The sequence below is a fragment of the Burkholderia sp. A9 genome (assembly GCF_000801975.1).
Window position 1 is genome coordinate 18999 of the sequence record NZ_JSZN01000006.1, and the last position, 20038, is coordinate 39036.

18 protein-coding genes, 1 tRNA gene and 1 pseudogene are annotated in these 20038 nt (G+C 66.1%); 11 read left to right on the top strand and 9 right to left on the bottom strand.

All coding sequences use genetic code 11. From position 1 onward, the window contains the following. The first annotated feature begins 6 nt into the window (after positions 1-6). The 6 genes from PI86_RS03730 to PI86_RS03755 all read left to right on the top strand — a co-directional run bounded on the left by PI86_RS03730 (position 7) and on the right by PI86_RS03755 (position 9887). Positions 7-855, top strand: a complete 849-nt coding sequence (locus tag PI86_RS03730; protein ID WP_014895424.1) for an ABC transporter permease — start codon at positions 7-9, stop codon at positions 853-855. Between the two features lie 73 nt (positions 856-928). After that, positions 929-2296, top strand: coding sequence for a sensor histidine kinase (locus tag PI86_RS03735; RefSeq protein ID WP_039318851.1), 1368 nt, complete (start codon positions 929-931; stop codon positions 2294-2296). Positions 2297-2415: 119 nt separating this feature from the next. Then, positions 2416-3093 (top strand): response regulator, encoded by a 678-nt coding sequence (locus PI86_RS03740; protein WP_014895422.1) that lies wholly within the window; start codon positions 2416-2418, stop codon positions 3091-3093. Between the two features lie 273 nt (positions 3094-3366). Next, the gene (locus PI86_RS03745) at positions 3367-4497 is read left to right on the top strand and encodes a porin (RefSeq protein ID WP_039318852.1); all 1131 of its coding nucleotides are present in this window, start codon (positions 3367-3369) and stop codon (positions 4495-4497) included. A 348-nt stretch (positions 4498-4845) separates the two neighbouring features. Further along, entirely contained in the window at positions 4846-6852 is a 2007-nt protein-coding gene (locus PI86_RS03750; RefSeq protein ID WP_014895420.1) for a site-specific DNA-methyltransferase, read from the top strand. Further along, positions 6852-9887: a type III restriction-modification system endonuclease gene (locus PI86_RS03755; RefSeq protein ID WP_039318854.1), complete on the top strand. Its 3036-nt coding sequence runs from the start codon at positions 6852-6854 to the stop codon at positions 9885-9887. Before PI86_RS03750 ends, PI86_RS03755 begins: the two co-directional genes overlap by 1 nt. 248 nt (positions 9888-10135) lie before the next feature. Here PI86_RS03755 and PI86_RS03760 read toward each other — a convergent pair whose 3' ends face one another. From PI86_RS03760 to egtB, 5 genes are all read right to left on the bottom strand, one after another. Continuing rightward, positions 10136-10504, bottom strand: a complete 369-nt coding sequence (locus tag PI86_RS03760; protein ID WP_014895418.1) for a hypothetical protein — start codon at positions 10502-10504, stop codon at positions 10136-10138. 227 nt (positions 10505-10731) lie between these two features. After that, complete coding sequence (locus PI86_RS03765; protein ID WP_039318855.1) at positions 10732-10986, bottom strand: glycine zipper 2TM domain protein; 255 nt, start codon at positions 10984-10986, stop codon at positions 10732-10734. Between the two features lie 56 nt (positions 10987-11042). Continuing rightward, positions 11043-11342: a hypothetical protein gene (locus PI86_RS03770; RefSeq protein WP_014895416.1), complete on the bottom strand. Its 300-nt coding sequence runs from the start codon at positions 11340-11342 to the stop codon at positions 11043-11045. Positions 11343-11566: 224 nt separating this feature from the next. Beyond that, positions 11567-12580, bottom strand: coding sequence for an L-histidine N(alpha)-methyltransferase (gene egtD / locus PI86_RS03775; RefSeq protein ID WP_039318856.1), 1014 nt, complete (start codon positions 12578-12580; stop codon positions 11567-11569). Then, positions 12564-13793 carry an ergothioneine biosynthesis protein EgtB gene (gene egtB / locus PI86_RS03780; protein ID WP_039318858.1) on the bottom strand — a complete coding sequence of 410 codons (1230 nt, stop codon included), beginning with the start codon at positions 13791-13793 and terminating at the stop codon, positions 12564-12566. The genes egtD and egtB overlap by 17 nt, the downstream gene beginning before the upstream one ends. A 435-nt stretch (positions 13794-14228) precedes the next feature. On the opposite strand from egtB, the pseudogene PI86_RS15995 reads away from it, so the two are divergent. After that, a pseudogene (locus PI86_RS15995) lies at positions 14229-14405 on the top strand (RNA polymerase sigma factor SigJ); the annotation flags it as partial. A 221-nt stretch (positions 14406-14626) separates the two neighbouring features. On the opposite strand, the gene PI86_RS03790 reads toward PI86_RS15995, so the two are convergent. After that, positions 14627-14703 (bottom strand) — tRNA-Val (locus PI86_RS03790). 800 nt (positions 14704-15503) lie between these two features. Here PI86_RS03790 and PI86_RS03795 point away from each other — a divergent pair. Further along, a complete protein-coding gene (locus PI86_RS03795; protein WP_039318860.1) occupies positions 15504-15794 on the top strand; it encodes a hypothetical protein in 291 nt (96 codons plus the stop codon). A gap of 250 nt (positions 15795-16044) precedes the next feature. After that, positions 16045-16278, top strand: a complete 234-nt coding sequence (locus PI86_RS16855; RefSeq protein ID WP_152608039.1) for a hypothetical protein — start codon at positions 16045-16047, stop codon at positions 16276-16278. Between the two features lie 256 nt (positions 16279-16534). Here PI86_RS16855 and PI86_RS03800 read toward each other — a convergent pair whose 3' ends face one another. Together PI86_RS03800 and PI86_RS03805 are read right to left on the bottom strand one after the other, a co-directional pair. Further along, positions 16535-17293, bottom strand: coding sequence for an anti-sigma factor family protein (locus tag PI86_RS03800; RefSeq protein WP_039318862.1), 759 nt, complete (start codon positions 17291-17293; stop codon positions 16535-16537). After that, a complete protein-coding gene (locus PI86_RS03805; protein WP_014895409.1) occupies positions 17290-17808 on the bottom strand; it encodes a sigma-70 family RNA polymerase sigma factor in 519 nt (172 codons plus the stop codon). The genes PI86_RS03800 and PI86_RS03805 overlap by 4 nt, the downstream gene beginning before the upstream one ends. A 156-nt stretch (positions 17809-17964) precedes the next feature. On the opposite strand from PI86_RS03805, the gene PI86_RS03810 reads away from it, so the two are divergent. Together PI86_RS03810 and PI86_RS03815 are read left to right on the top strand one after the other, a co-directional pair. After that, positions 17965-19053 carry a catalase family peroxidase gene (locus PI86_RS03810; RefSeq protein WP_039318863.1) on the top strand — a complete coding sequence of 363 codons (1089 nt, stop codon included), beginning with the start codon at positions 17965-17967 and terminating at the stop codon, positions 19051-19053. Beyond that, on the top strand, positions 19050-19583 hold the full coding sequence (locus PI86_RS03815; RefSeq protein ID WP_039318865.1) for a cytochrome b: 534 nt from the start codon (positions 19050-19052) through the stop codon (positions 19581-19583). The genes PI86_RS03810 and PI86_RS03815 overlap by 4 nt, the downstream gene beginning before the upstream one ends. A 166-nt stretch (positions 19584-19749) precedes the next feature. Here PI86_RS03815 and PI86_RS17615 read toward each other — a convergent pair. Then, positions 19750-20038, bottom strand: a 289-nt coding sequence (locus PI86_RS17615) for a hypothetical protein (RefSeq protein WP_235362683.1), incomplete at its 5' end; no start/stop codon positions are given.

The window sequence follows — 20038 nt, forward strand, 5'->3', positions numbered from 1 at the left end:
ACCGACATGACGCTTCCCACTACCGCCCTTCCGGCGACGACGCTCGAGGACGACGAGCGCGCCGCGCAACGCCGGCTGCGCCGCCGGCGCAACCTGATCGTCACGCTGCGGATCGCCGTGCTCGTCGTCGTGCTCGGCGGCTGGGAGCTCGCCGCACGCCTGAAGTGGATCGATCCGTTCTTCTTCTCGATGCCGACGCTGATCTTCGAGCAGATCCAGGACTGGTTCGTGAACGGCACGTCGCAGGGCCCGCTGCTCACGCAGGTGTGGGTCACGCTCGAGGAAACCGGGATCGGCTTCCTGATCGGCTCGGTCGCCGGCGTGATCTGCGGGATCGTGCTCGGCCGCAACAAGCTGATGGCCGACGTGTTCGGCCTGTACATCCAGATCGCGAACTCGATCCCGCGCGTCGTGCTCGGCTCGATCTTCGTGATCGCGCTCGGCCTCGGGATGGCGTCGAAGATCGCGCTGGCCGTCGTGATGGTGTTCTTCGTCGTGTTCGGCAACGCGTTCCAGGGCGTGCGCGAGGCCGACCGCTACCTGATCGCGAACGCGCAGATCCTCGGCGCGTCGCGCCGGCAGATCACCACGGCCGTCGTGATTCCGTCCGCGCTGAGCTGGATTCTCGCGAGCCTGCACGTGAGCTTCGGCTTCGCGCTGGTCGGTGCGGTGGTCGGCGAATTCCTGGGTTCCAAGCAGGGCATCGGCCTGCTAATCTCCACCGCCCAGGGCGCGTTCAACGCGAGCGGCGTGTTCGCGGCGATGATCGTGCTGGCCGTGGTCGCGCTGGCCGCCGACTACCTGCTGACCTGGGTCGAGAAGCGCTTGCTGAAGTGGCGCCCCGCCGCGTTCTGAACATCGCACGCATCACATGACACGCCCGAACCGCGCCGGTTGCCCCGGCGCGGTTCGGCATTGAGGAGAGGGAATGGCGCACAGCCTGCGCGGGCGGCTCTTGTGGTGGTTGCTGCTGCCGCTCGCGGCCTTCGTGCTGATCGCGGGCGCGATGTCGTACGACACCGCGCGGCGCACGGCCGGGCTCGTGCAGGACAGCGCGCTCGTCGCGTCCGCGCGCACGATCGGCGAGGACGTCGAATGGCGCAACGGGCTGCCGGTCGCCGACGTGCCGCCGGCCGCGCTGGAGATCTTCGAATCGCCGTCGCGCGATTCGGTGTTCTACAAGGTGATCGACGGCCACGACCGGCTGCTCGCGGGCAATCCGGCGCTGGCCGTGCCGGCGCAGCACGGCATCGACCCGACGCTGTACGACACGACGCTCGACGGCCTGCCGCTGCGCGCGGTCGCCTACGATCGGCAGCTATACGACGAGGGGCAGATCGAGACGGTCACGGTGATCGTCGCGAAGACGACCCGCTCGCGCGACGCGATGGTCGACACGATCTGGCGGCCGCAGCTCGTGCGCCTGTCGCTGATGCTGGTGCTCGCGGTGGTGCTGGTCTATCTCGGCCTCACGCTCGAGCTGCGTCCGCTGATGAAGCTGAAGGACGACGTCGCCGACCGTGGGCCGATGGAGCTGGAGCCGATCCGCCCCGAGCGGCTGCAGCACGAGCTGCGGCCGATCGTCGACGCGATCAACCAGTGCATCGCGCGGCTCAATACGCACACGGCCACGCAGCGCCGCTTCATCGCCGACGCCGCGCACCAGTTGCGCACGCCGATCGCGGTGCTCGACACGCAGATCCAGTACGCGCAGCAGCGCGGCAACGGCGATCCGGACCTCGCGTCGGTGCTCGACAGCATGCAGCGCAGCAGCCGCAAGATGGCCGACGTGACCGACAAGCTGCTGCTGCTCGCGCATGCGGAAGCGACGCCGTCGACGCTGCTCACGCATCGCGTCGATCTCGCCACCATCGTGTCGAGCGTGCTCGAGGAAACGATCGTGCTCGCGCAGCGGCGCGATATCGACCTCGGCGCCGATCTCGGCGAGCGGCTCGACGTCGCGGGCAGCGACAGCCTGCTGACCGCGCTGGTGATGAACCTCGTCGACAACGCGGTGCGCTACACGCAGCCGGGCGGCTGCGTGACGGTCGCCGCGCGGCGCGACGGCGACGCGGTGGTGCTCGACGTGGTCGACAACGGCCCCGGCATCCCGGCCGAAGCGCGGCCGCACGTGTTCAAGCGCTTCTACCGCGTGTCGGCCGACACCGAAGGCTCGGGCCTGGGGCTCGCGATCGTCCGCGAGATCGCGCAGGCGCACGGCGGCAGCGTGTCGCTCGCGCCGGGACCCGGCAATCGCGGTATCGTCGTGACCGTGCGGCTGCCCGCCTATGATTGAAGCGTGCCCCTCAAACCTGCCGCTACGCGCCAGGCCGCCCGAGGGGGCAATCCCCCAAGGGGACTTCGTTCCGGGCGGAAAACCTGGGGCGGCCCGGCGTTTTCTTTAGAGATGTGGTCATGAAACTCCTGCTGGTCGAAGACAACGCCGAACTCGCGCACTGGATCGTGAACCTGCTGCGCGGCGAGGATTTCGCGGTGGACTGCGTCGGCGACGGCGAGCGCGCCGATACGGTGCTGAAGACCGAACGCTACGACGCGGTGCTGCTCGACATGCGTCTGCCCGGCATCAGTGGCAAGGAAGTGCTCGCGCGGCTGCGGCGCCGCAACGACAACGTGCCGGTGCTGATGCTGACCGCCCACGGCTCGGTCGACGACAAGGTCGACTGCTTCGGCGCCGGTGCCGACGACTACGTGGTCAAGCCGTTCGAATCACGCGAACTGGTCGCACGGATCCGCGCGCTGATCCGCCGGCAGGCCGGCGTCGGCACGACGCAGCTGGTGTGCGGCGATCTCGTCTATGCGTTCGGCACGCGCGAATTCCGCTGCGGCGACGCGGTGCTCGCGCTGCGCCGCCGCGAGCATGCGATTCTCGAAACGCTGATGCTGCAGCAGAACAAGACGGTGTCGAAGGCGCGGCTGATGGACAGCGTATTCGCGCTCGACGACGAACCGAGCGCCGATGCGATCGACATCTACATCCACCGGCTGCGCAAGCATCTCGCGGGCAGCACGGCCGAGATCATCACGCTGCGCGGGCTCGGCTATATCCTGCGCGCGAAGCATGCGCAGGACTGACGGCCCCACCCTCATTATCGATTCGTAGCACGAAGCGTATCGAAAGCCCGCCATCGGCCTGGCGGGCGCGGGTTCGCACGCCCTGCCCGATTCGCGATTATTGCGCGTTCGGTGTTTTCACCGATCCGATTCTTTCCTCCGGGAAAGCGGCGTGAAGGATTGCACCCTCTACGATGCTATGCGTCGGCCCCCTCGCTGTGGTCGGCAACATCCGGCATACATTACGTACTGCCGACAAATAGATTTCAATGCGGCAGCTCGGAGGAGACGATCTTGAAACGAAAAACCCTTGCCCTTTCCATCGCGGCGGCAGGCCTGTGTGCCGGCACCCAGGCGCATGCGCAATCGAGCGTGCAGCTCTACGGCCTGATGGACCTGAGCTTTCCGACCTACCGGACCCACGCCGACGCGAACGGCAATCACGTAATCGGGATGGGCAACGAAGGCGAGCCGTGGTTCAGCGGCAGCCGCTGGGGCCTGAAAGGCGCTGAAGATATCGGCGGCGGCACGAAGATCATCTTCCGCCTCGAAAGCGAATTCGTGGTCGCGAACGGCCAGATGGAAGACGAAGGCCAGATCTTCGACCGCGACGCGTGGGTCGGCGTCGAGGACGAGCGCTTCGGCAAGCTGACGGCCGGCTTCCAGAATACGATCGCGCGCGACGCATCGGCGATCTACGGCGACGCGTACGGCTCGTCGAAGCTGACCACCGAGGAAGGCGGCTGGACCAACTCGAACAACTTCAAGCAGATGATCTTCTACGCGGCCGGCCCGACCGGCACGCGCTACAACAACGGCATCGCGTGGAAGAAGCTGTTCAGCAACGGCATCTTCGCCAGCGCCGGCTACCAGTTCAGCAACTCGACGCAGTTCGCGACCGGTTCCGCGTACCAGCTCGCGCTCGGCTACAACGGTGGCCCGTTCGCCGTGTCCGGCTTCTACAACCACGTGAACCACAACGGCTTCACAAACCAGACGTTCTCGGCCGGCGGCACCTACGCGTTCAGCATCGTGCGCCTGAACGCCGGCTACTTCCGCTACAACGGCGACCAGGGCGCGCTCGGCCAGCGTCACGACGATTCGTGGACCGTGTCGATGAAGATCGCGCCGAAGGGCGCGCTCGACTACGAGCTCGGCTATCAGCAGATGCGCATCAAGAATGCCGCGAACAACGCGGACGGCTTCACGCCGAATGCAAACCTCGGCGCGTTCAGCCTGACCAACGGCGTCGCCAACGGCTTCAAGGAGACGATCTACGGGTCGGTGTTCTATCACCTGAGCAAGCGCACCGAGCTGTACCTGGCCGGCGACTACATGAAGCTGCACGGCGGTTACACGGTGTCGTCGACGTTCGGCGCGAAGAACCAGCTCGAACTGACGTCGGGCATCCGCACGCGCTTCTGACCTCAAGCGGGGCCGATCCGGCCCCGCCGTACCCTCCATCCGGGATTTCTCCATGCGGGCACGCCGGCGCTTTGCGCCGACCGTGCCCTTTTTTTCGTCGTTTTCGGGGTACGAGAGATGCCCGGGAACGGCCCGCCGGCCGGCCCGTGCGACAACCGGCCCGAAGCCCCTTGCGGCCCGTCGGGCGGGCGATCGCGGCCGATGCGCGCACGATCGCCTCACATCGGTGCTTGACCTGCGCCGACCGACTCGCTAGCGTTTCGGGTTTGCCCGGGTGGCCGTTGCCGCCGGTGCCGTGAGTGCGCCCGACGTCCTGGCGCACGCGGCCGGGCTCCGATGGAAAAAACGATGCAGAAACTCGATGCGGCGAGCCCGCAGGCGATGTCGACGGATTTCACCGCCGACAACGTCGCGCGCCTGAAGGCGCTGTTCCCCGAACTCGTGACCGAAGGCCCGGACGGCGCGTCGGTCGACGTCGACGTGCTGAAGGCGCTGGTCGGCGAGCGCACGGTCGGCGCCGCCGACGAGCGCTACGGCTTCCACTGGCACGGCAAGCGCAGCGCGCGCCAGGCCGCGCTCACGCCGTCGACGGGCACGCTGCGCCCCTGCCCCGGCGACAGCGTCGCGTGGGACGACACGCGCCATCTCGTGATCGAGGGCGACAACCTCGACGTGATGAAGCTGCTGCACAAGAGCTACGCGGGCAAGGTCAAGCTCGTCTACATCGACCCGCCGTACAACACCGGCAGCGATTTCGTCTATCCGGACGACTTCAGCGACAGCATCCGCCACTACCTGTCGATGACGGGCCAGACCGACGGCGGCCTGAAGCGCAGCACCAATACCGAGGCGAACGGCCGGTTCCATACCGACTGGCTGAACATGATGTATCCGCGCCTGAAGCTCGCGCACGCGCTGTTGTCCGACGAAGGTCTGATCGCGGTGCACATCGACGAGCACGAAGTGCATGCGCTGGTGCTGATGCTGCGCGAGATCTTCGGCGAGGAGAACGAGCTCGGCGTGGCCGTGTGGGACAAGCGCAACCCGAAGGGCGATGCGCGCGGCGTCGCGTACCAGCACGAATCGCTGGTGCTGTTCGCGCGCAATGCCGAGACGCTGCTCGAACAGGCGCCGCTCAAGCGCCCGAAGCGCAACGCGCAGCGCATGCTGGATGCCGCGCACGACGCGGTGTACCGCAGCGGCAACGCGAAGGACGCGCAGAAGGCGTACCGCGCATGGATGAAGGCGCAGACCAACCTGTCGGGCGGCGAGGTGATGTACGACCGGCTGTCGGCCGACGGGCGCGTGTACCGCCTCGTGTCGATGGCGTGGCCGAACAAGAAGAAGGCGCCGGATGAGTATTTCACGCCGCTGCTCCACCCGGTCACCGGCAAGCCGTGCGCGATGCCGGCGCGCGGCTGGCGCAACCCGCCCGCGACGATGCAGGCGCTGATCGAGCGCGGCCAGATCGAATTCGGCGCGGATGAAACCACGCAGCCGCAGCGGATCTACTACCTCGACGAGAACATGTACGAGAACGTGCCGTCGGTGCTGCCGTTCGCCGGCTCCGACGACGCGCTGCTGAAGACGCTCGGCATCCCGTTCGACCAGCCGAAGCCGGTCGACTTCGCGGCGGCCGTGATCGGCTGGTGCACGCGCGGCGACGACATCGTGCTCGACTGCTTCGCGGGCTCCGGTTCGACCGGCCACGCGGTGATGCAGGTGAACGCGACCGACGGCGGCGCGCGCCGCTACATCCTCGTGCAGCTGCCCGAGGCGCTCGACCGCCGCGACAAGACGCAACTGGCGGCCGCCGATTTCTGCGCGAAGCTGAAGAAGCCGCTGACGCTCGCCGAAGTCACGAAGGAACGCCTGCGCCGCACCGCGCAGCAAGTCGCGCGCGACTATCCGGAAAGCTATGGCGACCTCGGTTTCCGCGTGTACCGGCTCGACACGACCAACGTAATCGAGTGGGATCCGCGCCGCGACGACTTCGACCATGCGCTGTTCGCGTCCGTCGAGCACGTGAAGACCGGCCGCAGCGAGGACGACCTGCTCGCCGAGCTGACGCTGAAGCTCGGCCTCGACCTGTGCACGCCGGTCGAGCACCACCAGGTGGCCGGCAAGACCGTGCACCTGATCGGCCGCTCGATCGTCGCGTGCTTCGATGCACGCGTGTCGCGCGACGACGCGGGCCCGCTCGCCGACGGCATCGTCGCGCTGCTCGACGCGACCGGCGCGACGCGCGACGTCACGTGCCTGTTCCGCGACAGCGGCTTCGTCGACGACGTCGCGAAGCTCAATCTCGCCGCGCTGCTCGAACAGCACGGCGTGAAGCGCGTGCGGAGCCTGTGATGCGGCTGCATTTCGAAGCGGATCTCGACTACCAGCGCGAGGCGATCGACGCCGTCTGCGACCTGTTTCGCGGCCAGGAATCGTATCGCGGCGACTTCAGCGTGCTCGCGAACGCCGCGCCCGGCACCACCGCCGCGGCGCAAGGCTCGCTCGGCTTCGCGGTGTCGGAGCAAGGCGTCGGCAACCGGCTGTCGCTGACCGACGACGCGCTCGCGCGCAATCTCGCCGACGTGCAGTTGCGCGGCGGGCTGCCGCCGTCCGGCCTGCCCGGCTCGCGCGACTTCACCGTCGAGATGGAGACCGGCACCGGCAAGACCTACGTGTACCTGCGCACGATCTTCGAGCTGAACCGCCGCTACGGCTTCACGAAGTTCGTGATCGTCGTGCCGTCGATCGCGATCAAGGAAGGCGTGCACAAGACGCTGTCCATCACCGAGGATCACTTCCGCGCGCTGTATGCCGGCGTGCCGTACGACTACTTCCTGTACGACTCCGCGAAGCTCGGCCAGGTGCGCCACTTCGCGGCGAGCGCGGCGATCCAGGTCATGGTGATGACCGTCGCCGCGATCAACAAGAAAGAGATCAACAACCTCTACAAGGACAGCGAGAAGACCGGCGGCGAGAAGCCGATCGACCTGATCCGCGCGACGCGGCCGATCGTGATCGTCGACGAGCCGCAAAGCGTCGACGGCGGGCTCGAGGGGCGCGGCCGCGAAGCGCTGGCCGCGATGGCGCCGCTCTGCACGCTGCGCTATTCGGCGACGCACGTCGACCGTCACCACATGGTGTACCGGCTCGACGCGGTCGATGCGTACGAGCGCAAGCTCGTCAAGCAGATCGAGATCGCGTCGGCAATCGTCGAGGATGCGCACAACAAGCCGTACGTGCGGCTCGTCGGCGTGTCGAACCGGCGCGGCGCGATCAGCGCGCGCATCGAGCTCGACGTCGCGACCACGGCCGGCGTGAAGCGCCAGATCGTGTCGGCCACCGACGGCGACGATCTCGAACGCGTGACCAAACGCGCGCTGTATGCGGGGCTGCGGATCGGCGAAGTCCATGCGGTGAAGGGCGCCGAATACGTCGAACTGCGCCATCCGGAGGGCGAGGCATTCCTGTCGCTCGGCGAGGCGTTCGGCGACATCGACACGCTCGCCGTGCAGCGCGAGATGATCCGCCGTACGATCCGCGAGCATCTCGACAAGGAATTGCGTCTGGCCGAGCGCGGCGTGAAGGTGCTGTCGCTGTTCTTCGTCGATTCGGTCGAACGCTATCGCCGCTACGACGAGAGCGGGATGCCGGTGAAGGGCGACTACGCGCTGATCTTCGAAGAGGAATATGCGCGCGCGGCGCGCGTGCCGGCCTACCGCGCGCTGTTCGACGGCGTCGACGTCGCGCTCGAAGTCGAGCGCGCGCACAACGGCTACTTCTCGATCGACCGCAAGGGCGGCTGGACCGACACGAGCGAGAGCAGCGCGGCGGCCCGCGAAAACGCGGAGCGCGCGTACGGCCTTATCATGCGCGAGAAGGAAGCGCTGCTGTCGTTCGACACGCCGCTGAAGTTCATCTTCTCGCACTCGGCGCTGAAGGAAGGTTGGGACAACCCGAACGTGTTCCAGATCTGCACGCTGCGCGACATCCAGACCGAGCGCGAACGCCGCCAGACGCTTGGCCGCGGGCTGCGCCTCGCCGTCGACCAGGACGGCGAACGCGTGCGCGACCCGGGCGTGAACACGCTCACCGTGATCGCGACCGAGCGCTACGAGTCGTTCGCGGAGAACCTGCAGAAGGAAATCGAGGCCGACACCGGCATCCGTTTCGGGATCGTCGAGGAACACCAGTTCGCGGCGCTGCCGGTGCAGGAAGGCGACGGGCCCGCGCATGCGCTCGGCATCGAGCTGTCACGGGTGCTGTGGACGCATCTGCATGAGCAGGGCTATGTCGACGCGCAGGGCAAGGTGCTCGACCGGCTGAAGGATGCGCTGCGCCAGAGCGCGCTCGTGCTGCCCGAAGCATTCGAGTCGCTGCGCGCGCCGATCGTCGCGACGCTGCGCAAGCTGTCGGGCCGCTTCGCGGTCCGCAATGCCGACGAGCGCCGTGCGATCGCGTTGCGGCGTGACGCGTCGGGCAAGGCCGTCGTGTTCGGCGACGACTTCCGCGCGCTGTGGGACCGTATCCGCCATCGCACCGTGTACAGCGTCGAGTTCGACAACGCGAAGCTCGTGCGCGACTGCACGGCCGCGCTGCGTGACGCGCCGGACATCGCGCGCGCGCGGCTGCAGTGGCGCAAGGCCGAGATCGACATCGGCAAGGCCGGCATCGAGGCGATCGAAGTGGCCGGCGCCGGCACGGTGCTGATCGACGAAGGCGAGCTGCCGCTGCCCGACCTGCTGACCGAACTGCAGGACCGCACGCAGCTCACGCGCCGCTCGCTCGCGACGATCCTGGCCGACAGCGGCCGGCTCGACGATTTCCGCGTGAATCCGCAGCAGTTCATCGCGCTGGCCGCCGACGCGATCAACCGTTGCAAGCGGCTCGCGCTGGTTGCCGGCATCGCGTACCGAAAGCTCGGCGAGCGCCACGTGCATGCGCTCGAATCGTTCGAAAGCGAGGCGCTGACCGGCTATCTGCGCAACCTGCGGCCCGAGGCGCGCAAGTCGATCCACGAGGCGGTCGTGTGCGAGACCGATGCGGAGCGCGCGTTCGCTGACGCACTGGAGGCGCACGACGGCGTGAAGCTGTACGCGAAGCTGCCCGCGTGGTTCCGCGTGCCGACGCCGCTCGGCAGCTATCACCCGGACTGGGCGGTGCTCGCGGAGCAGGATGACGGCGAGCGGCTGTACTTCGTCGTCGATACGCCGAATGCGGATGGCGATGTGTCGAGCGAGCACGAGCGCGCGAAGCTCGCGTGCGGCGAGGCGCATTTCCGTGCGCTGGTGCAGGGGGGAGACGCGGCGCGGTTCGTGCGCGTCAGGCAGGCCGATGCGTTGTTCGAGCCTGTCGCACCCGTTGCGCCGCTTGCGGGCGCCGGGCGCTGAAACGAAGGGCGGCGATGAGCCGCCCTTTTTTCATGGATCGGGCCGCGACGTTGATGCGATACCCGCCGCTGCGCGGCGAATCCGCCTGTCATTCGGATGAAAGCGATTCGTATCCTCGCGCGTTCGCGCGCGTGGTTACGGCTGGTTGCAAATCGGGGTCGATGCGATGCGCGCGCGCGACAGCCGCGTTCGCCGCCGCCATGAAAAAAGGGCGCCGAAGCGCCCTTCTTTCTCGCGCAGTCCCGCGCTTACAGCGTGTGGCCGAACGCGTCGTGATGCGCGTGATGGTGGGACGTCGATGCATGCGCGGTATGCCCATGCGAGCGCCCGTGACCGTGACCCGGTTGCGCACCGGCACGATCGGCGATCGAATCGGAGCGATCGGCCGCGCGCGACAGGCCCTTGTCGCGGTCGCCCGCGCGCATGCCGTTCGAGTTGCTCATCGCTTCGCCGCTCATGTGGCCGCCGGACATGCCGCCCGCGTTGCCGCCGGAGCCGCCTGCGCCATGACCGCCGCCGTTGCCGCCGCCATTACCGCCGGCTGCCGCATACGCGGAAACCGTACCGAGTGCGAGCAGCGCGGCTGCCAGCACGGACAGATATCGTTTGGTTTTCATTGTTTGCTCCCTGGAGCGCGTTCGAGTGATTGCATTCTAGGAACGCGCGAAGGTCACGCTGTTCGACGTTGTAAATGATCGTAACGGCGCGTGTACAACGAATTCGTCAGATCAATCGGCGGCGGGCTGGCTGCGGGTGCGGGATGTGTGGCCGGCCGTCATCGAACAAGGAAAATGTAAGGCGGAAACGGCGCCTGCCGTTCCGCCCGGGATGCGCTTGCTGCGGCTTACGGCGCAGGCTGCATGCCCTGCGCGGCGGCCTTGCGCTGCGCGGCCTGCTCCTGCTCGTGCTTCTTCGCCATGTGGTGGCCGACGATACAGCCGCCGACCGCGCCCACTACCGCGTGATGTCCGGCGTAGTGGCCGGCGACGCCGCCCACCACCGCGCCCTTCATGCAGCCTGCCGCGTGCGCGCTGCCGATCGTTGCGAGCGCAACGACAGCGGCCGTTGCGCACAACCTGATGTGTTGAATCGGCTTCATGCGATCACTCTCCTCTTGTTGTCGTGATCAATGTTCTTGTAAATCGGTCGCCAGGCTCAGTCCCAGCGGCCGCGCCAGCCGCCGTCACGTCCGCCGTGCTCGCGCCACTCGTGCTCGCGCCATTCACGGCGGCGCCACTCGTGTTCACGCCATTCGCGCGCACGCCAGTCGTCGTCGCGGTAGCCCACCGGAGCGTACATCACCGGCGGCGGCGGCGCGACGTAGACGGGCGCCGGTTCCGCGTAGACGCCCGGCACGCCGATCCCGACCGACAGGTCGACGTGGGCCGATGCGACGCCCGAGGCTGCCAGCGCTGCTACACCGAGAACTGCACCGAGAATAAGTTTCTTGCTCATCTCGCGACTCCCTGCACGTGTCGTGCGTCATGTGAATACGGTTCGGAGTCTAGGCACGCGGAGCCGACACAGGTGAAACCGGTATGCGAGACCGGTAACGGGCGTTTACGGACGGACGCAAAGCCTTGCGGGACAAGGAAGAGGCGAGATTCGACACGCCGTTGCGACGGCGCATCGAATCGGTAAAGGCGGGCATTTTTGCCGGGATGCAGCCCGCGTTGCCGTTACGCGCGAATGTCGTCGACGCTGCGCAGCCAATGCACGCTGAACAGGTTGTCCGCGTCGGTCCACACGGTATCCGGTTCGAAACCCGCACGCCGTGCGATCGCCTGGAAGCCGTCGATCGTGAACTTGTGCGAGTTCTCGGTGTGAATGCGCTCGCCGGCATCGAAGCGGAATGCGTGGCCGCGCACGTGCACCGTCTGCGCGATGTCGCTGACGAGATGCATCTCGATGCGCTGCCGCTCGGCGTCGTAGAACGCGCAATGCGAGAACGCGTCGAGATCGAAATCCGCGCCGAGCTCAGCGTTCGCGCGGGCGAGCAGGTTCAGGTTGAACTGCGCGGTCACGCCCTGCGCGTCGTTGTACGCGTGATGCAGCGTGCGCTCGTCCTTCACGAGATCCGCGCCTACCAGCAGTCCGCCGCCGCGCAGCAGCCGCGCGGCATCGCGCAGGAACGCGTCGGCTTCCTCCGGCGAGAAGTTGCCGATCGTCGAGCCGGGGAAGAAGCCGATGCGCCGCCGCGGCGTCTCGGTCAGCTCGGCCAGTTGCTCGGCCTTCGTGTAGTCGGCCGCGATCGGCGCGACGTCGAGCCACGGATACGCGGCACGCAGCCGCGCGGCCGCGCCGTGCAGGTAGTCGGCCGAGATGTCGATCGGCACGTAGCGCGCCGGCGCGTTCGCGTAGTTGTCCGCGCACGCGTCGAGCAGCACGCGGATCTTCTCGAGCGAACCCGCGCCGAATTCGACGATGTCCGCATGCGGGCCGACGCGCCGCACGATCTCGGCCGCGCGATCGCGCAGGATGCCGAGCTCGGTGCGTGTCGGGTAGTACTCGGGCAGTTCGCAGATGCGGTCGAACAACTCGGAGCCTGCCGCATCGTAGAAGTATTTCGGCGAAATGCTGCGCGGCGTGCGCGACAGTCCGTCGATCAGGTCGCGCTCGAACGCGCTCGGCCGCGAATCGCGGGCGGGTTGCAGGCCACCGCTCGTGGCCGTCAGGTCAGACGTCTCGCGCAAGTCGCACTCCCGTGAATTGCCAGCGCGCGGCCGGCGGAAAGAAATTGCGGTACGTCGGCCGTTCGTGCCCCGGCGGCGTCGCGATGCTGCTGCCGCGCAGGACCTGCTGGCCGACCATGAACTTGCCGTTGTATTCGGCCGCGACGCCCGCGAGCGGCCGAAAACCCGGGTACGGCTCGTAGGACGAACGCGTCCACTGCCACACGTGGCCGAGCATCTGCCGGATACCGTCCGTGTCGAACGCGGCTTCCCATTCGAATTCGGTCGGCAGGCGTGCACCGGCCCATTCCGCATACGCGGCTGCTTCGTAGAAACTCACGTGACACACGGGCGCATCGGGCGCGAGCGGCGCCACGCCGTGCAGGCCGAACGTGCGCCAGTCGCGCGGGGCTATCGCACCGTCGTCGTCGTCGGGCATCCAGTACGCGGGCCCTCGCCACCCTTCCCGCTGCACCGTCGCCCAGCCGTCGGACAACCAGTATTCGGGGCGTTGGTAGCCGCCGTCCGCGATGAAGGCCGCGAATTCCGCATTCGTCACGAGACGGTTCGCGATCTCGCAAGGCTGGACGAGCGCCGTATGGCGCGGCCGTTCGTTGTCGAACGAAAACGCGTCGCCGTCGTGGCCGATCTCGACGAGCCCGCCCGGCTGGTGAAGCCAGCGCAACGGACCGGCGTCGCCCGCGGCCAGCGCGGCTTGCGGGTCGGCCGCGTCGCGCAGCCGGAACGCCGGCTTCAGCGGGTTGCACGAGAACGCATGCAGCATGTCCGTGACGATCAGCTCCTGGTGCTGCTGCTCGTGATGCAGGCCTAGCTCGACCTCGGGCGCGATCGCGGCGAGCCACGCCGGATCGGCATCGGTGACCGCGCGCAGCATCGCTTCGTCGACGTGCTGCCGGTACGCATGCACCTCATCGAGCGACGGACGCGTAAGCAGCCCACGCTGCGGCCGCGGATGGCGCGGGCCGAGCGCTTCGTAATAGGAGTTGAAGAGGAACTGGAACGCGTCGTCGAACGGCGCGTAGCCGCGCACGCGGCGCATCAGCACGACGGTTTCGAAGAACCAGGTCGTATGCGCGAGATGCCATTTCACCGGACTCGCGTCGGGCATCGACTGCACGGCCTGGTCTTCAGCGGATAGCGTCGCCGTCAACGCGACGCTATGGGCGCGCACGTCCTGGTAACGGCGCTGAAGCTGGGATGCAAGGAGGCTCATCGGTTTACCGTCCACGTCGCGATTCGCTGCGTTGCGTTGCCGGAAAAAGGAAAGCCTTGCGCTCGGATGCGCGCGGCTGACGTGCGATCTTCGTTGCTGCGTCGTCGGGCAGCCGGCGCGTGCCGGGCCGCTGATGCGGCATCACTTCATCTGCCCGTGCAGAACAGTATGGGCCAGAAATGTGAACGTCGCGAATCGGATTTCGGGCGCAACCAAAGCGAAAGAAAAATGAAAGCACGTCGCGGTGAACGGGACGGCGGTGTGACAAGCCGCCGGCGCCTGTCATGGTGGGGCTCGGAACGTGGATGCAATGCGCATGCCCGCGCGTGCTCGCTACTGACGGCCCATGACAACCGCGCGGCGCTCGTGAAAGCTTGACACCGGTTCGTCGGAGGAACCGCGTCAAGCAGCCGATGCGCGAGCATCGGCGTCCCGTTGTTCGCCACGCATCCGTCGACGCTCGTGCGTGCAGGATTCGTCAACGGGTTACCGGGGTTCGTCACGCTGGAAGCTGACGGTGAGCTGCAGACCACTGCGCTCGAGATCGACGACGGGAAGATCGTCGCGATCTATGTCGTGCGGAATCCTGACAAGTTGAAGCATCTGCACTGAGGGTGGCCGGCGGGCGCCTTGTGCCCGCTTTCCCCGCTCTGCGCCCTGCTTTGCCGATCGCCGGCTGCTACGCGGATCGCACGATGCAACGGCACGTGCATGCGTTGTTTCGGCCGGAAAAAGAAAAACGCCACGCGATGTTGCCGCGTGGCGTTTGTATGTTTGGCGAGCCGGATTGCCTGTAGGCAATGCGTGCTGCCGGACCCCTTCATTTTGTTCGTTGGTAGGCTCGATTGGATTCGAACCAACGACCCCCACCATGTCAAGGTGGTGCTCTAACCAACTGAGCTACGAGCCTAAGAAGCCGCGAATTATAGAGAGGGTTTTTGAGGAGCACAAGCCCCTTCGTGAAAATTTTTTGAATCGAGGGTCGTGAGCGCTGGCGATCGACCTTGCCTGGGGCGCGCCGAGGACGTGGGCTTCACGTCTTGACGTCACAGCAAAACGTGTCGACGCGCTGTGAAGTTATCCACACTTCCCTCTGGATAACCGTCCTGCAAGCCTCTGAATTCACAGTGGAACGATTGAGGATATGTCGGCGCCGCTGTGAATCGACGAAAAGTTGTTCTGTGCTCCACAGAGCTGTGCACGCGCATCGCCTACGGTTATGCATTCCGCTTCGTGCTGAAAAATCAGTGCGTTACGGAGGTTATCCACTGTGAGGCAGCCAGCTTGTTAACTATCACTACGTATGTATACGAACTCTGTTAACACCCTTGGATAAGCACAGTCCGGAGACTGTGATCCGGGCACGATATGCACTGCGTGCAGCGAGCAGACAACCAAAGCGACAGGCTGTGATGCATGAGGACGCAGGGCCAACACGCGCATCTGTAGAATCGCCGGCATTCACAGTGTGGCGATCCTGTTCGATACGGTCGGCTTCCTCGACGCGAACGTCACAGGGTCGAAGATCGTCTGGTCGATAGCGAAGTCATTGGGATTGACGGTGGTAAGCGAATATCCCGCTGTGGCGAGCCGCGAACCGTGTGCACAGGAAGCAGACGAGTTTCGCTACGATCCGCACCAGGGGAATCCGGGATCACAGATGAGATTCAGCCAGGATTCCACGCCCTCACGACCGCCGAGCAATCGATCATGAGCTTCATGCAACCCGCACCGTTGTGCGCCGACCTCGACGCGATCGTTCGCGAGGAACTGAAGTTCGGCAATGCGCTGCCGGAAAAGCCTGTCCGCGCTGACTGGCCGACGAAGGGCGGCGTGTTCGCGGCGTTACGTGAAGATCTTCATCTGCGCGCGCTCACGTTGCCCGCGCATGTGCGGCACTCGGTCTGCACCGATCCGCATTACGGTTGGCATGACGAGTGTTTCTGCGAGCGGCATGGCCATTTGCTGGTGGCAGGGCGGACCAAGCCACCGCAGCGCTGATGCGTGTGGATATTGCGCCGACTGAGGAGGCAGAATGCTGTGTGCACGTGAACTCTGCCGCGAACGCAGAAGGCGGCGTGATCGCGCTGACGAGCATGTCGGAATGGCATGCTCGTGTGAGCGTTGCGATGGATGTGGACAAACGGCGCAAACCAGATCGAAAACGCTGTGGCACATTCGCAGCCTTACCTGAAGCGTGTTTCACGACAAAGGCAGACCGGGAAGGATTCAGTTATTCGAGCGGCGCAGCATGTTGAAAAAGATGTTGATAATCCTGCTTTGGAATCAATCAAAATGCTGTGCAACGAAAGAGTTGGCACCCGGAAGCGGATGGCTTCATCGCGCCGCGAGGCCCGTGTGGCGTGGCTTTGCCCGTTTTGATGTGATGAATCGATCAACTGACTGGCGATCGATGACATTGGTGCTCGAGATGTGGATATCTCAATTACCAGAGCACTTAAAAAACTGTGCGCTTGCCCGGTGAGCGCGATCGAGAATGGAAGCTTCGATGTGGATATCCAACACGGAAGCCACTCGAAATGCTGTGAAGGACGAAGGTGAGAGCGGCGATTTTCAATCCAGACATCGAGCCGTCTTCCCGATGTGGACAACCGATTCCAAACTGACTCCAAACGCTGTGCGCTTGAGCGGTGGGCGGGCACACCGAGGCCTGGTCGCCCGCGTGATCAGGCACCCGGGCGGCGGTCCAGCGCCGGCCGCGAGGCCGCGCATCGTATCACTCAGGTCTGCGCGTCGAGCGCCCGCACGACCGCTTGTTCCCCAAGACTATCCGCCGGCCCGACCACGGCGAAGTTGAGTCCGTTCACCGACCCGTACCGCGCCAGCAACGCGCCATCGACCCGTTGGCCGGCTTCCATCAACCGGTGCGCGGATTCCGGCGGCCGCAGGTAGAAGCTCAGCGTGCGTCCCGCGTCGTCCTGATAGAGCACCATCGCGGCCGCGCCATGCCCGGTTGCAAACAGACGCCCGCCAACCGGCCTGAACCCCGCCGCGCTCAAATCCGGCAGCCTCGCCGACGCGCCCACGCGGCTGGTGAGCCAGGTCTGCAAATCTCCCGCACTCGTCGGCCGGAAATCCACCTTCGCGGCCCGATCGACCACCATCATCCGGTAAGCCTCGACCGCATCGCTCATCGGCGCCACGGCCGGCGGCGCGTTCCAGCCGCGTGCCTGCCACCCGCCGAACGTGCCGAGCCCGATGCAGAACACGAACGAAGCCGCCATCGCGAACCGCATCCGCGAACGCTCCGCGCGTCGGGCACGAAGCGCCGCAGGATCGAGCTCGGGATTCGCGCCAGGCATCCGCACGCCCTCCAGCGCGGCCCGCAACCGCTGCGCATCCTGCTGCCATTGTTTCACCTGTTCCGCACTCTCCGGATGCAGCGCGAGATAGCGCTCGACCGCGGCGCGCGCGTCGTCGTCGAGCTGGCCGTCGACATAGGCCTGGAGATCGTGTTCGTCGGGATGGAGGTTGTTCATTTCATCAACCGCAAAGAAGGGGCAGGAAGCTCGCCGTCGCTGAGCTGGCGCAGTGCCTGGCGCGCGCGGGAGAGTCGAGACATCACGGTGCCGATCGGCACGTCGAGCAGGTCGGCGACTTCCTGGTAGGTGAAGCCCTCGACCGCGACCAGCAGCAGCAGGCTGCGCTGTTCGTCGGACAGGCGGCCGAACGCCTCGAGCGTCGCGCGCGCGGTCACTTCGCGTTCGGCGGACGGCCAGTGCGGCTCGTCGTCGCTGCGGATGCGGCCGAGCAGCCACGCGTAGCGCTTCGCGCTGCGTTTGCCGTCGAGAAACTGCCGGTAAAGGATCGTGAAGAGCCAGCTGCGCAGCGACGCGTCGTCGCGGCGGCTCGTCCAGCGCGACAGCGCGCGCTCGAGCGTCGACTGCACGAGATCGTCGGCCGCGTGGACGTCGCGCGCCAGCCAGAGCGCGAAGCGTCGAAGCCTGGGGATGAGTTCGCGTAACGCGTCGTCGTCGGGGGCGTGTGGTGGCATGGCCGGGCCGGGAGCCGAAAGCGTGGAGATGCCGCGTAGGACGCCGGTCGGCGCCGCTTATTCCGTCAGCATACGAAAAATTTCTTCGTGGAATAAAGCGGCGCGGGTGGCGTCCTACGTGCGTTCGACAATGATCTGACGATCGGGAGTGCATCCATGAAGCAGTCTTCCTCTTCTTCGCCGCCGCGCGAGCCCGGGCGCGGGTGGTGGCGCTGGACCGTGATCGGCGGCGCGGTGGCTGGCGTGGCCGTGGCGTTCGGGTATGTCGGCGGCTGGCTTGCGCCGGCGCGTCTGACCCCGCACCGGCTCGTCGATGCGCTGCAGACGGCCGGCGGCGAGCATCCGGGCTTCCGCCGCAATCACGCGAAGGGCGTGTGCGCGACCGGTTACTTCGAAGGCAACGGCGCCGCGAGCGCGTATTCGGTTGCGCCGTTCTTCAAGGCAGTGCGCACGCCGGTGGTCGGGCGCTTCGCGTTGCCGGGCGGGAATCCGTACGCGCCAGACAGCAGCGTGCCGATCCGCAGCCTCGCGCTGAAGCTCACCGCGCCGGACGGCCAGCAATGGCGGACCGGGATGAACGCGATGCCCGTGTTTCCGGTGGCGACGCCGAAGGCGTTCTACGCGCAGCTGCTGGCGACCCGGCCGGATCCGGCGACGGGCAAGCCCGATCCGGCGAAGGTGAAGGCGTTTTTCGGTGCGCATCCGGAGACGGCCGCGTTCCGCGCCTGGGTGAAGGGTGCGAAGCCGAGCGCGAGCTACGTAACCGAAAGCTATTACGGGCTGAACGCGTTTTACTTCGTCGACGCGGCCGGCAAGCGCCAGGCGGTGCGTTGGCGCGTCGTGCCGGAGCAGACGGCGGGCGCCGGGGACGTCGCGACGACCGCGGATCCGAACGTGCTGCAGCAGGACCTGACGCGGCGCATCGCGGACGGCGCGCAGAAGTGGAAGCTGCTGGTCACGCTGGCGGAACCCGGCGACCCGGTGGACGACGCGACGAAGACCTGGCCCGCGCAGCGGATGACGATCGACGCGGGCACGCTCGTGCTCGATCGCGTGGAGCCGCAGGACAGCGGGCCGTGCCGGGACGTGAATTACGACCCGACGGTGCTGCCGCAGGGGATTCAGGTGTCGGGGGATCCGTTGCTGGCGGCGCGGTCGGCGGCGTATGCGGATTCGTATCTGCGCAGGACGAGTGAAGAGGCCGGCGTGGCTGGCGCGGCGCGATTGAGTGCGGAGGGACGATGATGAAGGCTGCTACGACGTTTGGCTTGCCGGCGAGGCTGCTGCATTGGGTGATGGCCGCGATGATCGTCGCGATGCTGTTCATCGGGGTAGGGATGGTGGCGTCGGTTTCCGGGCGGCGCGATTTCCTGGTGGCGTTGCACAAGCCGCTGGGGATTGCCGTGCTGGTGCTGGTGTGTGTGCGGATCGTGGTGCGGTTTTCGTCGAAGCCGCCGGCGTTGCCTGAGGATTTGCCTTGGTGGCAGAAGGTTGCCGCGCATGGGTCGCATCTGGTGCTGTATGCGCTGATGCTGGCGATGCCGCTGATCGGGTGGGCGATGCTGTCGGCTGGCGGGTATCCGGTGACATTGGGCGGCGGCGTGCAGTTGCCGGCGATCGTTGCGGCTGATCCGGTTGCGTTCGCCTGGCTCAGGGTCGCGCATCGCGTGCTGGCCTATCTGTTCTTCTTGACGTTCCTCGCGCACTTCGCGGCGGCGCTGTATCACGGACTGATTCGACGGGACGGCGTGGTGAGGGCGATGGTTGGGCGGTAATTGACGGAAGGTTGAGTTCGCTACGGCGGGGCTGATCACGGGCGACCGAGGCTGCTCTTGCCGTGCCGCTTATATATGACCAATGGGGAGGCTCACCGGTCCTCGGCACTGCGCGTCAAAAATATTTCACAAAAGGGGTTGCGGAGACCGGGGCGGGTGCTTAGAATTACGCCTCTTTCGCGCTAACGGAAACGCAGCGCGGGGGAAGAAGAGAAGCGGTGCTGTTGAAGTCGGTTTTATCGACTCCAGTGCATACGAATTTAAACCGCAGTCGTCGCAACGAAGTAGTTAAAAAAGTTGTTGACGAGTTTAAAAAAACGGTTGATAATCTCGCTTCTCTGCTGCTGAAAACGCAGCGCTGCTGAGAAGCACGAAGTTCCTCGCAGAAATGCTCTTTAAAAATTAACAGCCGATAAGTGTGGGCGCTTGATGGTGGCGAGCTGATCTTCGGATCA